The organism is Streptomyces sp. NBC_00322, from assembly GCF_036147535.1.
Lineage (GTDB): Bacteria > Actinomycetota > Actinomycetes > Streptomycetales > Streptomycetaceae > Streptomyces.
Genome location: NZ_CP108019.1, coordinates 1,268,876 through 1,281,930, shown reverse-complemented (window position 1 = coordinate 1,281,930; position 13,055 = coordinate 1,268,876). Strand labels below are relative to the sequence as shown.

Sequence of the window (13,055 nt, the reverse complement as noted above, 5' to 3'; positions counted from 1 at the left end):
CCGTTCGCGGGGGCCCCGTGCCGCCGGAGACGTACCGTGGACGGTCCGTTCGCAGAGAGGAAGCGCCGATGTCCGTACGCCGGGTCGTGCCCGACATCCGAACCAAGGCCATGGAGGAGAGCCGGGATTTCTACGGCCTCATCGGTCTCGAGGAGGTCATGAACCACGGCTGGGTCATGACGCTCGCATCCCCGTCCAACCCCACCGCCCAGCTCACCCTCGCCACCCATGACGCGACCGCGCCGGTCCCGGCCGACCTGAGCATCGAGGTGGACGCCGTGGACGCCGTGTACGCGGCGATGCTGGAGCGGGGCGCGGAGATCGTGCACTCGCTGCGGGACGAGGAGTGGGGCGTACGCCGCTTCTTCGTACGCGATCCCAACGGCCGGGTCGTCAACGTCGTCAGCCACCTGCGCTGACGGTGTTGCCGGGTGCGTTGCCCGCGAACCGGCGCAGCCGCTCGGTGTCACAGGTCCGCGGGCAGGTGCCGCAGGCCTCGGCGGGGCGGATCGAGTAGTAGAGGCAGCAGCCCAGCCGGGTCCGCGTGAGATACGACTGCCCTGCCCGGCCCGTCAGCCGACGGAAGTCGGCGCCGCCCGGGAAGGGCACCACAGGCCCCGGAAGCAGTTCACCGGCCGCCCGCACGGCATGCTCCTCCAGGTCCAGCATGCGGCCGAGGTACCAGATGCCGGAGACCAGGTCGTCGCCGACCATGCCCCACAGCGCCCGCGGCCCGCGCCGCATCTGCGGACCGATCGCGGCGAGCAGGGGACGTACGTGGTCGGCGACCGCAGCCCGCAACTCGGCCCGTAGCGCCTCCTCGTGAGCCAGCACGCGGGCACCGGGAAGGCCGGCCGCCGGATCGTCGGGGAGACAGGCGAAACCGCCCGGGACGATCCCGAACGCTCCGGTGGTGAGGCTGATCCGGACGTCGCGCGGACGGATCCGCGGCACGCGCCGCTCCAGATACCAGGGGCCGCTCATCAGCAGGCAGACGGACCAGAGGTAGGCGTGCAGCGCACGGGACGCGGCGACGTCCCGCCGGGCCGTGTGGGCGTGCTCTTCCCGGATGCGCCGGGCCTCGGCATCGAGGAAGGCTTCGAGGAATTCCGGACGCTCCGCCAGCTCGGCGCCGTCGGCCCACCCCTGGGCCGCCGGCGAGCCGGGAGCCATGACGTCCACGTCCAAGGACTCGCAGAGGCCGGCGAGCCCTTGGTACGTCGTGGCGAGCAGGGCGGAGCAGCTCACGGCGGGTCCGGCCGGGGCGAGCGCCGGGGCCAGGGTCACGGGTACTCCTCAACACCAAGAGCGAACACAGGGGAGGTCACACAACAGGCCTTACGAGGGTAAGGCAAGGCTCACCTTAACCACATGGAGGGGCTTTCCTGCGAACCGGGGCCGCGCGGCGACGAATTGACAGTGTTAGGTATACCTAACTTAGGCTTTCCGCTCGTGTCCCAGAAGAATTTGGGTCGCCTCGGACGGTCCGACCTCGCGCGCGGAAGTGATCCCTTCATGCAGCTGTACCTGCTTGCCCTCAACCCGACCGACTCGGTCACCGAAGGGTTCCTCCCCGCAGCCCGTCGGCTCGGCCTCGACATCACCCTGCTCACCGACCAGTCCGAGGCGCACCGCGCCGTCTGCCCGGACATCGAGATCCTCGCCTGCGACGTACGCGACTTCCGCGCGGTCATCACCCGCATTTCCACCCACCGCCCGCCGGACGCCGTCTTCACCAACAGCGACCATCTCCAGACCCAGACCGCCCTGGCCGCCGACTACTTCGGCCTCCCCGCCAAGAGCTGGCAGACCGCGCTGCGCACCAAGGACAAGGCGCAGATGCGCCGCCACCTCTCCGCCACCGGCATCGACACGGTCCGCTCGGTGGAACTCGCCGCCGGACAGGACCCCGCATCCGCGCTCGCCGGTCTCGGCATGCCGTATCCGTGCGTCGTCAAACCGCGCGAGGGAGTCGCCAGCGAGGACGTCGTCCTCGTCGAGGGGGCCGGGGACCTTGCTCTGCGCTGCAGGGAGATACGCGCGCGCCGGCCGGGAGCCGCCCTGGTCGTCGAGGAGTATCTGCCCGGCGAGCTGCACACCCTGGAGACGCTCGGCGACGGCCGTGTCCTTCATGTGCTCGGCGGCTTTCGCACCGAGCTGTGCCCGCCCCCGTACTTCGTCGAGGAGCGCCTGACCTACGTCCCGGCCCACCCGGAACCCGTGGTCGAGCAGATCCTGGCCCAGTTGGACGCCCTCGGCGTCGGATTCGGCGCCTGCCACACCGAGTTCGTCGTGCACGAAGGACGCGCGCGCATCATCGAGGTCAACTACCGGGCGATCGGGGACCAGTGCGATCTTCTCCTCGCCCGGCTGCTCGGCATCCCGCTCTTCGAGCACATTCTCCGTACGCATCTGGGCGAGCCACTGCCGACGGACCTGGGGGCCCGGACCGGCGGCGCGGCCCGGCTCGACTACCCGTGCGCCGAGCGTGCCGGAACCCTGACGACCGCGCCTGAGGAGGCCGAACTGACCATCGACGACGTCGAGTTGACCTACCGACCCCTGCGGCGGATCGGTGAGCGGCACGAGGTGTACCGCACCAACCGCGACCTCCTGGGCGTCGTCCGGGCCATCGGCACCGATCAGGAGAGCGTGGACGGGGCCGTCACCGACTTCCTCGCCGCCCAGCGCTGGGAGATCACTCCTTGACTCCTCCCCTCCCTAAGGGGAGGGGATTCCTGGCTCACGTTGGCTGCGGACCGGCGGTCCGTCAGCTCTTACACGATCAGCACCAGCCGGGTTGAGACCAGCCCGGACGAGCATCACGCGGGCGGAGTTCTTGTCCCTGGGGGATACGGCTCCGCATGCGGTGCAGGCATAGGTTCGTTCGGAAAGAGGTAGTGCGTGCTTGGTTCTCGCTCCACACTGCGCGCAGTCCATCGTGGTGTGCGCAGGATGTACCAGGTGCACAGCACGTCCGTGCTTGCGGCCTATTTCGATCAGGGCCGCTTTGGTGGCACCGATCGCGGCGTCCGCGGCCTTCTTGGCCATGGTGGATCTGGCGAGGAACTTCGGCCGGAAGTCCTCGACGGCGACGGCATCATGGTCGCGGACCACGTGCTTGGCCCACTTGCGGGCGGTGTCCTGCCGCTGCCGTGCGACCTTCCGGTACAGCTTTGCCCGCAGCCGCCTGGCCTCACGGTAGCCCTTCGATCCGGGCTGCCCCTTCTTCGGCTTGCGTCGGGCCATCATCCGGTCGTACCGGGTCAGCTTCGCCCGGGCTTTCTTCCCATGCCCCGCATGGGGCAGGTCGTGCAGGTCGGACGTGGTGGTGGCGGTCTCCCTCACCCCCCAGTCCACACCAATCACACGGCCCGTGGCAGGCAGGGCCTCAGTCGTGGCGGGGACAACGAACGAGCAATACCAATGCCCCATGCCGTCGCGGTACACGCGCACGCTGGACGGGGGTTTGGGCAGATCCCGCGACCACACCACGGCCAGGACGATGCCCCCAGCCAGGTGCAGGCGACCGTCCTTCAACCGGAAGCCACGCTGCGTGTAGTTCAGCGTCGGCTCTGCCACACGCTTCTTCTTGCACTTCGGCATCCCCGCCCGCTGCCGTATCGGCAGCCGCGCCTTGATGTCCTTCAAGGCTTTGGCGCGGGACTTGGCGAAGTCCCGGATGATCTGCTGCTGCGGGACCGAACTGCCCCCGCGCAGCCACGCGTTCGCAACGCGGGCTTGGGTCAGCATCTTGTCCAGCCGGGCCGGGCCGCACTTCTCGTCCCCGGCGTGCGCCCTCTTCGACCGGGCGCAGCACTCGTTCCAGATCCACCGGCACCGCGCCCACTCAACCTCCAGCGCGGCGAGCGCGGTGGACGACACGCGAAGCCTGTAGGTGTACCGGGCATGCCCAGCATCTTCGGCCATCTGTGGTGTCGTCATGCCACCAACCTACTACTACGATTGGCCGAATGGACCATGAAGTACGCATCACACTCAGACTCCCCGCAGACCTCCACGCATGGCTCACCACACAAGCAAAGTCCGCTCGGCGGTCCCTCAACTCCGAAATCCTGCACCGGCTTGAGGCCGAGCGCGGCACCCCCTTCGCAGACGACGAATCGCTCTGACCGCGATTCGTCTTCCCCTGCCCTTCACCGCAGCGGTCCGATTCCTCCCCGGCCCAAAGACCGAGGCACCCTCGGAGGTAGTCGGTGAACGAGACGACCACGGCCGCCTGCCCGGCCGAGACGGACCTCGTCCTCCGACTGCTCAGCGCGCTCCTGCGCGAGGACGTCGCCGGTCTGCGCACCCGCTCCACCGCGATCAAGCGCCCGGACGGGACCTGGCTGCGTGTGGATGCCGCGGACGAGGACGCGCTGGAGTTGCCCGTACGCGAGGACGGGTTCCAGTACGAGAAAGGCGCCCGCCTGCCCCTGCTGCGCCGGGAGTCCGACCGCAGGGAACTGACAACCGCCGACGACATCCTGGCCGCGCTCGGCGCGCTCGCGGACCCGCAGGACCGCGGCGGCTTCGACGCCCTCGCCGAGGAATGCCGTCAGACGCTCGCCACGCTGCGGCTGCACGCCGCAACCCACGACGAGGTCGGCGCGATGCTCGCCGCCCGGTACGGAACCGATCCCGCGCAGTGGACCGGCCTCGCCGGCGGGCTCGCGCACGACACGCTCGCCGCCCGCCTCGACCACCCCGTCTACCCCACCGCGCGCGGCCGCCTGGGACTCACCACGGACCAACTGCGTGCGTACGCACCGGAGTTCCATCCCCGGTTCCGGCTGCGCTGGCTCGCGCTGCCGAGGGACGCGCTCACGATGCGGGGCACCGTCGGTTCATCGGACCCGGCCTGGCCGACTCCGTCGGCGCTCGGCCTGCCGGAGCTCGACGACAGCCACGTCGCGCTGCCCGTGCATCCGCTCACCGTGGGCGAACCGCTGCGCGACGCACTGCGCACCTCGGGGCTCGACAGCCGGGCGGTGCTGTCCGACCGTCCCCACCTGGAGGTCGTGCCGACCTTGTCGATGCGGACAGTGGCCCTCGCCCCGTATCCGCGCATCCATCTCAAACTGCCTCTGTCCACCGCCACGCTGGGCCTGCGCAACCGGCGCACGATCAAGCCCGGCACACTCGTCGACGGCGCTGCGGTCCAGCGTCTGCTCGGGACCGTGATCGCCCGCGAGCCCCGCTTCCGGGACAGCGTCCTGCACCCCGACGAGACGAGCTTCGCCCATGCCGGGCATGAACTTCTCGCCGTGCTGCTCCGTCGACATCCGGCCGGTCTGGACGATGCCGTCGTCGTCCCGATGGCTGCCCTGCTGAGCGACACCCCCGGCGGGCGGCTGCTGATCGACCACCTCGCCGACCGCTTCCACGGCGGCGATCCCCTCGCCCTCCTCGACGCCGTACTCGCCCTGCTCTTCGACTGGCAGACGACGCTCTTCGGGTACGGGATCGCCCTGGAGTCCCATCAGCAGAACATCTCGCTGGTGCTGGACACGCACGCGAACCGCACCCGGATCAGACTGCTGCTCAAGGACAACGACGGACCGCGCATCAATGCTGTCCGGATGCGTTCGGCCCTCGGCGCACAAGCGCCTGACGCATCCGAGTTCGACGATGCCCGGATCCTCGGTGACACCGACGCTCCGGTCGTCGATCTGTTCACCACCATCACGGTCCATCTCTGCGCGGCTGCGTACGCCTTCGGTCTCGCCCGCCACGGCCGCGCCCCGCTCCACCGGCTGCTGAGTCTCGTACGGGACCGTCTCACCGAAGCCGTGGAGCGGCTCGGGACCGGTCCGGGGCAGCCTGGCGCCGTGCTGCGCGAACACGTCCTGGACGCCGCGCGCCTCCCCATCAAGGCGATGGTGTCCGCGGGCACCCTGCTCAGCAAGGAGCGCTCGGGCGCGTCCGACATCAACAAGCACTACACCACCGGTCCCAACTACCTGTCGCGGGAGGTGTGAGCGCCGGTGCCCGGCACACAACCCGCCTGCCGCCCGCCGTATCCGCCGGAGCCACTGGTGTCGGCCCCCGGCCGTTCCGCGGTCCCGGCCGGGCTTCCCACCGCGGACGAGGCCGTCGCCCACACCCTCCTCAACTGTCTGCTCCGCGAGGTCTCCGGTCCCGAGCACGAGACCGCCGTCATCGACGGCCATCTGCTGCTGCGTCTGCCACAGCTCGGGGTGCTGCTGAGGGTCGCCCTGCGCCGCACGTCCCTCATCGGAGCGCACCGCTTCAGCGGCCCGGTCGCCGAACAGACCGGCAGCGGCTGGTCCGAGTTCGGCTGGCGCCGCCTCGCCCAGTACACCGATGCCGAGCTCTCGATCAGGACCGGCGCGCGCAACGACGAATTCCTGGCCCAGGTCGACGCGAGCCACCAGGGAGTCGGCGCCGCCCTGGCCGCGCCGCGTCCGCGGCTGGACGGGAGTCCGCTGTCGGCCTATCTGGCATCCGAGCAGTCCCTCACGCTTGGCCACCGCTTCCACCCCACCCCCAAGGCCCGCAGCGGCGATCCCGCCCTCTGGTCCGCGTACGCCCCCGAGGCCGCGGCAGCCTTCCCGCTCCGGCTGCTCGCCGTGCGGGAGGAGCTGACCGTCCAGGAGTGGGCCGAGCCCGGTGCGACCGACCCGCTGGACCGGCTGCACACGGTCCCCGCGGGCTACCGGCTGCTGCCCGCGCACCCCTGGCAGTACGAACTGCTCCACGAACACCCGTCGTTGCGGGCCGCCCTGGCCCGGGGCGACGTGCTCGACCTGGGCTCGTCCCGGACCCTGTTCGCCGCGACAGCGTCCGTCCGCACGCTCTACGACGGCGACACCTTCCTGAAGTTCAGCCTCAATGTGCGCATCACCAACTGCGTGCGCAAGAACGCCAGTTACGAGCTGGCGGGCGCAGTCGCCCTCACCGGCCTGCTCGGACCGGTCCTCGCCGACCTGGCGGCTCGTTTCCCCGGCAGCGGCATCCTCCGCGAACCCGCCTATCGCAGCCTCGCACTCCCCGGCCCGGACGGGCGGGCCGATCTCGCACTCCTCGAAGGCTTCGGCGTCATCGTGCGCGAGGGCCTCGCCTGCCATCTGCGGCCCGGCACCACCCCGCTCCTTGCCGCCGCCGTCGCAGACGAGTACCCCACGGGGCCCGCCCACATCTCCCGGCTGCTGGCCGGCTCGGACCCCGCAAGCGCCCTGAGCTGGTGGCGGACGTACCTCGCGCTGCTCGTTCCGCCCGTCCTCGCCGCCTACTTCGACCACGGCCTGGTCCTCGAACCACATCTGCAGAACGTCATCGTCTGCGTCGACGCCGACGGCAGACCCGCCCGCGTCCTGTTCCGGGACCTGGAAGGCACCAAGCTGATCGCCGGGCACCACGCCGAGGGCCTGGCCGGGCTGCCGCCGGAGGTCGCGAGCCCGCTGACGTACGACGCCGAACGCGGCTGGGACCGGGTGGTCTACTGCCTCGTCGTGAACCATGTGTCCGACATGCTCGCCGCGCTCGCCGATCTCCACCCGGAGACCGAGGCGGCGCTGTGGTCCCTGGTCCGGCGGGCGCTTGAGGAGTACGCGGACGAGCACGGCCGCCCGCCCCGGCTCGCCGCCCTGCTGGCCGGAGCGCCGCTGCCGGCCAAGGCCAACCTGCTCACCCGCTGGGAGCGCACGGCCGACCGTGACGCGGGCTATGTGCGCCTGCCGTCCCCCTTCAGCGACGACGCGCTTCCCCGGGACGTGCTCTCCGGGGTGACCCGCACCAATGATGTCTGGAGCGCCCGATGACCGTCCTCACACCGCCGGTGCGCGAGCGTGCCCTGTCGCTCCCGGCCCAGTCCCTGCCCGCCTATCTGTACGACCTCCGCGCGCTGCGCAGGCACGCCGCGTCCGTCCGCTCGGTGCTGCCCGACCGCGTCGAGCTATACTACGCCGCCAAGGCCAACCCGGAACCGGAGATCCTGGCCGCGCTCGCCCCGTACGTGGACGGCTACGAGGTCTCGTCGGGCGGCGAACTCGGCCACGTCGCAAAAATTGTCCCGGAGCGTCCGCTGGCCTTCGGCGGCCCCGGCAAGACCCCCGCCGAGATCACCGCGGCGCTGGACCTCGGCGTGGAGCGCTTCCATGTCGAGAGCCTCCACGAGCTCAGGATGCTGGCGGATCTGGCCCTGCTGCGGGCTTGTGCCGCGCCCGTCGGCGTACTGCTGCGCTTCAACCTTCCGCTGGCCGACGGATCACTGGAGGCCAGCGCCCTGTCCATGGGAGGCCGCCCGACGCCGTTCGGCCTCGACCCCGCCCAGGCGGACGCCGCCGTCCGCCTCCTGACCGACGGCACCTACCCGCACCTTCAACTCCTCGGCATCCACGCCCACCTGGCCAGCGGACTCGACGCCGCCCGCCAGCTAGCCGCCGCCGAGTCCATCGTGACCTGGGCGGCGAGCCTCGCCGCCCGCCACACCATCGACCTGCACGAGGTGAACGTCGGTGGCGGCATGACCGTCGACTACGCCGCCCCCGCAGCCCGCTTCGACTGGCCCGCCTACGGCGCCGGCCTCGCCCGCATCACCGCCGCTCACCCCGGTCTGACACTGCGCATCGAGCCGGGCCGCTCGCTGACCGCCTACTGCGGCTGGTACGCCACCGAGGTCCTGGACGTGAAGCCCAGCCACGGCGAGGAGTTCGCCGTCGTCCGCGGCGGCACGCACCATCTGCGCACCCCGGCCACCAAGGGCCACGACCAGCCCTGCGTGGTCCTTCCGGTCGACGAGTGGCCGCACTCATGGCCGCGGCCCGTGGCCCGGCAGCGCCTGGTCACCCTGGCAGGCCAGCTGTGCACACCCAAGGACGTCCTGGCCCGCCGGGTCCCGGCGACGGGTCTACGGGCGGGGGACCGTGTGGTGTTCGCGCTGGCCGGGGCGTACGCGTGGAACATCTCGCACCATGACTTCCTGATGCACCCCCGGCCGGGCTTCCACTTCCTGGGCGCCCGACGGTGAACACCCGGCCCAACTCCCGCTGCCCCGGGGCGTGTACCTAGGGGGTGTCGTTTGGATCTTGCCGGGTTCGCGTGTCCTGGCACGCTCCCCCACAGCCTTCGGCGTGGGAGGGGCCCCCACCCCCGTAGCCCTTCGGGCACGGGAGGTGCCCCCATGCTGCGTTGCGTCAGTCGCCGACGCTCCGCGTCGGCTCTCCCCCTGCCTTCGGCGGGGGGACCCCCATCCTCCGGCCTGCGATCGCACGCACCAGACCCCGCTCACTGATCCGGCCTGATCCAAACGACACCCCCTCGCGCCCTCGGGGGCGGCCGCGGCGCGATGATCGCCGTCATGCATGCTGGCCGGGTGACCGTGCTCTCCGGCTTCCTGCCCATATGGGCGATCACCGCCGTCGGTTGGGCGGCGGGCAGGTTCAATGTGCTCGGCACTCAGGCGCAGAGCGTGCTGGGACGGTTCGCCTTCGCGTTCGCCATGCCCGCGCTGCTCTTCCTCACGCTGTCCAGGTCACGGGTGGCGAAGCTGGCCAGTCCCGGCGTCGCGGTGTTCGCGGCCAGCCTCGTCATCGTGTTCGTGGTGGGACTGCTGCTGGGGCGGTGGGTCTTCCGCCGCCGTCAGGCCGACCGGGCGATAGGCGCCATGGCCGGGGCCTACGTCAACTCCGCCAATCTGGGCATCCCCATAGCCGTCCATGTCCTCGACGACGCCTCGTTCGTGATCGCGGCCGCGCTGTTCCAGACGCTGTTCATCACGCCCCTGATCCTGGTCCTCATAGATCTGGACGTACGGCGCGGAGCGCGCGACCGCTGGGGCCGGATCCTGAAGCTTCCGCTGCGCAACCCCATCATCGCGGCGTCAGCCGCCGGGGTGACGGTCGCAGCCGCGGGCTGGCGGCTGCCCGCCGAGCTGACCGCTCCGGTCCAGATGCTCGGCGGCGCGGCCGTGCCCGCGGCGCTCTTCGCCCTCGGTATGTCGCTGAACGCGCGTGCGGAGCGTCCCGACGCCGCGGGCCGCGCGGAGCGCCGGGTGCTGGTGGCCCTCAAGATCGCCGTCCAGCCGCTGCTCGCCTACGCGCTCGCACGCTGGGGCTTCGGTCTCGGCGGGCACGAACTGTTCGCCGTGGTGCTCTGCGCCGGCCTGCCGACGGCGCAGAACGCCTTCATCTTCGCCTCCGAATACCGGCTGAACACGGATCTGGCCAGGGACACCGTCCTGCTGTCCACGCTGCTGTCGATGGGCTCACTCTCGCTCATCACCTGGCTGCTGGCCTGACCTCTGCCGGTGGGACCGACGGCGAAGGCTCAGAGGACATCGCCGCGGCCATCCGCAGATGCGGCGCGGCGTCCTCGGGCCGCCCCTGGCGCTCCAGCGTGCGGCCGAGCATGAGGCGCGCGTAGTGCTCCACGGGGCTGAGCTCCAGGACGGCGCGCAGCTCGGCCTCGGCCAGGCGCAGCCGCGCCGAGTGGTAGTAGGCACGGGCGAGCAGCAGCCGCGGCCCGATCAGCTCCGGCGCCTCGGTGACCAGACCACCGAGAATGCGGGCGGCCGTGACGTACTGCTTGGCGTCGAAGAACAGCTGCGCCCGGTCCCACCGCTCGGCGGCGGTGCCGAACTCGCAGTACGTCTCGTTCATGTGCTCTCCTCCTCGGAGTCCCGGTCTGCTGCTTGCATGGAGCTCAACACGGAGAGATGGTTGAACATTCCACTATCAGGTGGGCGTGGGGACTGACGGCTCGCGCCCGAACAGGAATAGGTTGAGCCCCATGAGCAATCTCGATCGTCAGGCCGCCCTCTCCGTCTGCGGCGGTCGTGGCTTTGTCGTCGCCGAGCCCGTCCGTGAACTCCTCAGCCCCCGCCGGGTCCAGCTCGGCGAGTCCACCGTGGTCCGCCGGCTCCTGCCCAACCTGGGGCGCCGGATGGTCGGCGCCTGGGCCTTCGTCGACCACTACGGGCCCGACGACATCGCCGACGAGCCCGGCATGCAGGTCCCGCCCCACCCGCACATGGGCCTCCAGACCGTCAGCTGGCTCCACGACGGGGAGGTGCTGCACCGCGACAGCACCGGCAGCCTCGCCACCATCCGGCCGCGCGAACTCGGCCTGATGACCTCGGGCCGCGCGATCAGCCACTCCGAGGAGAGCCCCAAGCCGCACGCCCGCTTCCTGCACGGAGCCCAGCTCTGGGTCGCGCTGCCCGACGGGCAGCGGAACGTCGAGCCGCACTTCCAGCACCACACCGACCTGCCGACGGTCACCGCGCCCGGCCTGAGCGCCACGGTCATCCTCGGCGAACTGGCGGGCGCCGCCTCGCCCGGCACCACGTACACCCCGCTCGTCGGCGCCGACCTGGCGCTCACGCGCGGCGCGGAACTGAACCTGCCGCTGGTGCCCGACTTCGAGTACGCCGTACTCGCCATGTCGGGCGAGGCCCATGTCGACGGCGTACCCGTACTGCCCGGCTCGATGCTCTACCTGGGCTGCGGCCGCACCGAACTCCCGCTGCGTGCCGAATCCGACGCCGGTCTGATGCTCCTCGGCGGCGAGCCGTTCGAGGAAGAGATCGTCATGTGGTGGAATTTCGTGGGCCGTTCGCACGAGGAGATCGAGCAGGCCCGCTCGGACTGGATGACCGGCTCCCGCTTCGGCGAGGTGAAGGGCTACGACGGCGGTCCGCTGGCCGCTCCCGAACTGCCGCCGGTGGCCCTGAAACCGCGGGGACGGGTGCGCTGACCTGGTCGATGCATCCAGCGCGCACTGCTCGGCGAGCAGCCGCCAGGCTGTCGCGATGTGCACAACAGTCTCCAGGCAGTTGTGGCCCAAATAGCCTGAGCGATAGATGTATTGACTCGATGCCGAGCCGCACTGACGGACGGGACACCCATGCCGGAGGATGCCCGGGGTGGCGTCTGCACGGTGCTGCTCATGCCGCTGGTCCGACGGACCGATGGGTTTCGCGGGGCCTACTTGGAGTCGACCCGGCCGAGTGAGTTGTCGCCGGCGGCCAGCGCGTCACACGCTGCATGCCAGGCGGAATCCGCGGGACAGAGCTGGGTGCGCAGGTAGGCCCAGGTCAGCTGCTGGATCGCGGTCACCCGCTCGGGGTTCTCGTCCGTGGTCTCGGCGGCGTCATATCCGGAGATTCCGCCGAGCATGTGCCCGGCGTCGAACAGGGTGAGCAGGGACTTGGGGCCGGGAGCGAGGTGATGAGGGTCAGCGTGCCATTCCCAGCCTTGAACCGTCAGGTGAGGCGAGACGTCCTTGTCGCCGGCGACCACGAGCGCAGGTGCGGCCATCGTGGAGAAGTCCATGGTCGAGAAGAACGGAAAGTTCTTGGCCGCGGCCTCGCTGAGGGCATCGCCGCCTCGGCCGGGCGCGGCGAGCAGCACACCCGCCTTGATCCGGGGATCGGCCAGGTTCACTTCCGTTCCGTCATGGGGATCGGTCAGCCGCGCACCCAGCAGCATGCTCGCGGTCTGCCCGCCCAACGAGTGCCCGACCACGGCGACTTTGCCGCGGTCCAGGCGCCCTTGCAGTTGCGGGACGGTGGCTTCGATCACGTCGAGCTGGTCGAGGATCCGTGTCATGTCCTGAGCCCGCGTGCGCCAGAACAGCGGCGCCTCGGGATCGCCGGGATCAACGCTGCGGGTCAGCGTCTTCGAACTCAGATGGGTGGGCTGGATCACGACGAAGCCGTGCGCTGCCCAGAAGTCGGCGAGCGGGGCGTAACCGTTCAGCGAGGAGAGGTGGTTCGAGCTGCCATGGCCGTGCGAGAGCAAGATGATCGGCAGTTCGGTTCCGGTCGCGGGCGCGGAAACCTTGACCTGCAGGTCCACGGCTCGGCCGGGAGCTGACAGCACCACCGGACTGAACGAGAGGTAAGGAGTGGGTGCGTTGACGACGTCATCGGGAGTCGACTCGCTCATGATGTTGATCCTCTTCAGGGGCATGCCGTCGGCTCACAGGGGCCGACGGCGGGGATGCGGGCGGGAACACCCGGTTTCGGCCTGGCCGACCGGAGTGTTCCTCCGGAGCGGTGCGGAATGTTGCCCCGGGCGCCGAAGCGT

At 70.5% G+C, this 13,055-nt stretch carries 12 protein-coding genes; 8 read left to right on the top strand and 4 right to left on the bottom strand.

The annotated features are described in order from the left end of the window. The first annotated feature begins 68 nt into the window (after positions 1 to 68). Complete coding sequence (locus OG905_RS05740; protein WP_328666507.1) at positions 69 to 419, top strand: VOC family protein; 351 nt, start codon at positions 69 to 71, stop codon at positions 417 to 419. Here the strand turns inward: OG905_RS05740 and OG905_RS05735 are convergent. Continuing rightward, positions 403 to 1,287, bottom strand: coding sequence for a (2Fe-2S)-binding protein (locus tag OG905_RS05735; RefSeq protein ID WP_328666506.1), 885 nt, complete (start codon positions 1,285 to 1,287; stop codon positions 403 to 405). The genes OG905_RS05740 and OG905_RS05735 overlap by 17 nt on opposite strands. Before the next feature lie 228 nt (positions 1,288 to 1,515). Between OG905_RS05735 and OG905_RS05730 the strand changes: the two genes are divergently transcribed. Beyond that, a complete protein-coding gene (locus tag OG905_RS05730) occupies positions 1,516 to 2,709 on the top strand; it encodes an ATP-grasp domain-containing protein (RefSeq protein ID WP_328666505.1) in 1,194 nt (397 codons plus the stop codon). A gap of 12 nt (positions 2,710 to 2,721) precedes the next feature. On the opposite strand, the gene OG905_RS05725 is transcribed toward OG905_RS05730, so the two are convergent. Continuing rightward, positions 2,722 to 3,945 (bottom strand): RNA-guided endonuclease InsQ/TnpB family protein, encoded by a 1,224-nt coding sequence (locus tag OG905_RS05725; RefSeq protein ID WP_328666504.1) that lies wholly within the window; start codon positions 3,943 to 3,945, stop codon positions 2,722 to 2,724. A 29-nt stretch (positions 3,946 to 3,974) separates the two neighbouring features. Between OG905_RS05725 and OG905_RS05720 the strand changes: the two genes are divergently transcribed. From OG905_RS05720 to OG905_RS05700, 5 genes are all read left to right on the top strand, one after another. Next, positions 3,975 to 4,133: an Arc family DNA-binding protein gene (locus tag OG905_RS05720; RefSeq protein WP_328666503.1), complete on the top strand. Its 159-nt coding sequence runs from the start codon at positions 3,975 to 3,977 to the stop codon at positions 4,131 to 4,133. A gap of 84 nt (positions 4,134 to 4,217) precedes the next feature. Beyond that, positions 4,218 to 5,984 carry an IucA/IucC family protein gene (locus OG905_RS05715; RefSeq protein ID WP_328666502.1) on the top strand — a complete coding sequence of 589 codons (1,767 nt, stop codon included), beginning with the start codon at positions 4,218 to 4,220 and terminating at the stop codon, positions 5,982 to 5,984. A 57-nt stretch (positions 5,985 to 6,041) separates the two neighbouring features. After that, complete coding sequence (locus OG905_RS05710) at positions 6,042 to 7,787, top strand: IucA/IucC family protein (RefSeq protein ID WP_328682059.1); 1,746 nt, start codon at positions 6,042 to 6,044, stop codon at positions 7,785 to 7,787. Then, on the top strand, positions 7,784 to 8,995 hold the full coding sequence (locus OG905_RS05705; RefSeq protein ID WP_328666501.1) for a type III PLP-dependent enzyme: 1,212 nt from the start codon (positions 7,784 to 7,786) through the stop codon (positions 8,993 to 8,995). Before OG905_RS05710 ends, OG905_RS05705 begins: the two co-directional genes overlap by 4 nt. A 330-nt stretch (positions 8,996 to 9,325) precedes the next feature. Further along, on the top strand, positions 9,326 to 10,264 hold the full coding sequence (locus tag OG905_RS05700; protein ID WP_328666500.1) for an AEC family transporter: 939 nt from the start codon (positions 9,326 to 9,328) through the stop codon (positions 10,262 to 10,264). Here the strand turns inward: OG905_RS05700 and OG905_RS05695 are convergent. Beyond that, the gene (locus OG905_RS05695; protein WP_328666499.1) at positions 10,245 to 10,625 is read right to left on the bottom strand and encodes a tetratricopeptide repeat protein; all 381 of its coding nucleotides are present in this window, start codon (positions 10,623 to 10,625) and stop codon (positions 10,245 to 10,247) included. The genes OG905_RS05700 and OG905_RS05695 overlap by 20 nt on opposite strands. A gap of 130 nt (positions 10,626 to 10,755) precedes the next feature. Between OG905_RS05695 and OG905_RS05690 the strand changes: the two genes are divergently transcribed. Continuing rightward, positions 10,756 to 11,721 carry a pirin family protein gene (locus tag OG905_RS05690; protein ID WP_328666498.1) on the top strand — a complete coding sequence of 322 codons (966 nt, stop codon included), beginning with the start codon at positions 10,756 to 10,758 and terminating at the stop codon, positions 11,719 to 11,721. Positions 11,722 to 11,951: 230 nt separating this feature from the next. Here OG905_RS05690 and OG905_RS05685 read toward each other — a convergent pair whose 3' ends face one another. Next, entirely contained in the window at positions 11,952 to 12,914 is a 963-nt protein-coding gene (locus tag OG905_RS05685) for an alpha/beta hydrolase family protein (protein ID WP_328666497.1), read from the bottom strand. Positions 12,915 to 13,055 lie beyond the last annotated feature (141 nt).

Bases quoted from the DNA above. Each gene is read 5' to 3' on its own strand.
- OG905_RS05720 (WP_328666503.1), top strand. From the start codon at position 3,975: ATGGACCATGAAGTACGCATCACACTCAGACTCCCCGCAGACCTCCAC.
- OG905_RS05695 (WP_328666499.1), bottom strand. From the start codon at position 10,625: ATGAACGAGACGTACTGCGAGTTCGGCACCGCCGCCGAGCGGTGGGAC.
- OG905_RS05690 (WP_328666498.1), top strand. From the start codon at position 10,756: ATGAGCAATCTCGATCGTCAGGCCGCCCTCTCCGTCTGCGGCGGTCGT.
- OG905_RS05740 (WP_328666507.1), top strand. From the start codon at position 69: ATGTCCGTACGCCGGGTCGTGCCCGACATCCGAACCAAGGCCATGGAG.
- OG905_RS05705 (WP_328666501.1), top strand. From the start codon at position 7,784: ATGACCGTCCTCACACCGCCGGTGCGCGAGCGTGCCCTGTCGCTCCCG.
- OG905_RS05725 (WP_328666504.1), bottom strand. From the start codon at position 3,945: ATGACGACACCACAGATGGCCGAAGATGCTGGGCATGCCCGGTACACC.
- OG905_RS05700 (WP_328666500.1), top strand. From the start codon at position 9,326: ATGCATGCTGGCCGGGTGACCGTGCTCTCCGGCTTCCTGCCCATATGG.
- OG905_RS05730 (WP_328666505.1), top strand. From the start codon at position 1,516: ATGCAGCTGTACCTGCTTGCCCTCAACCCGACCGACTCGGTCACCGAA.
- OG905_RS05685 (WP_328666497.1), bottom strand. From the start codon at position 12,914: ATGAGCGAGTCGACTCCCGATGACGTCGTCAACGCACCCACTCCTTAC.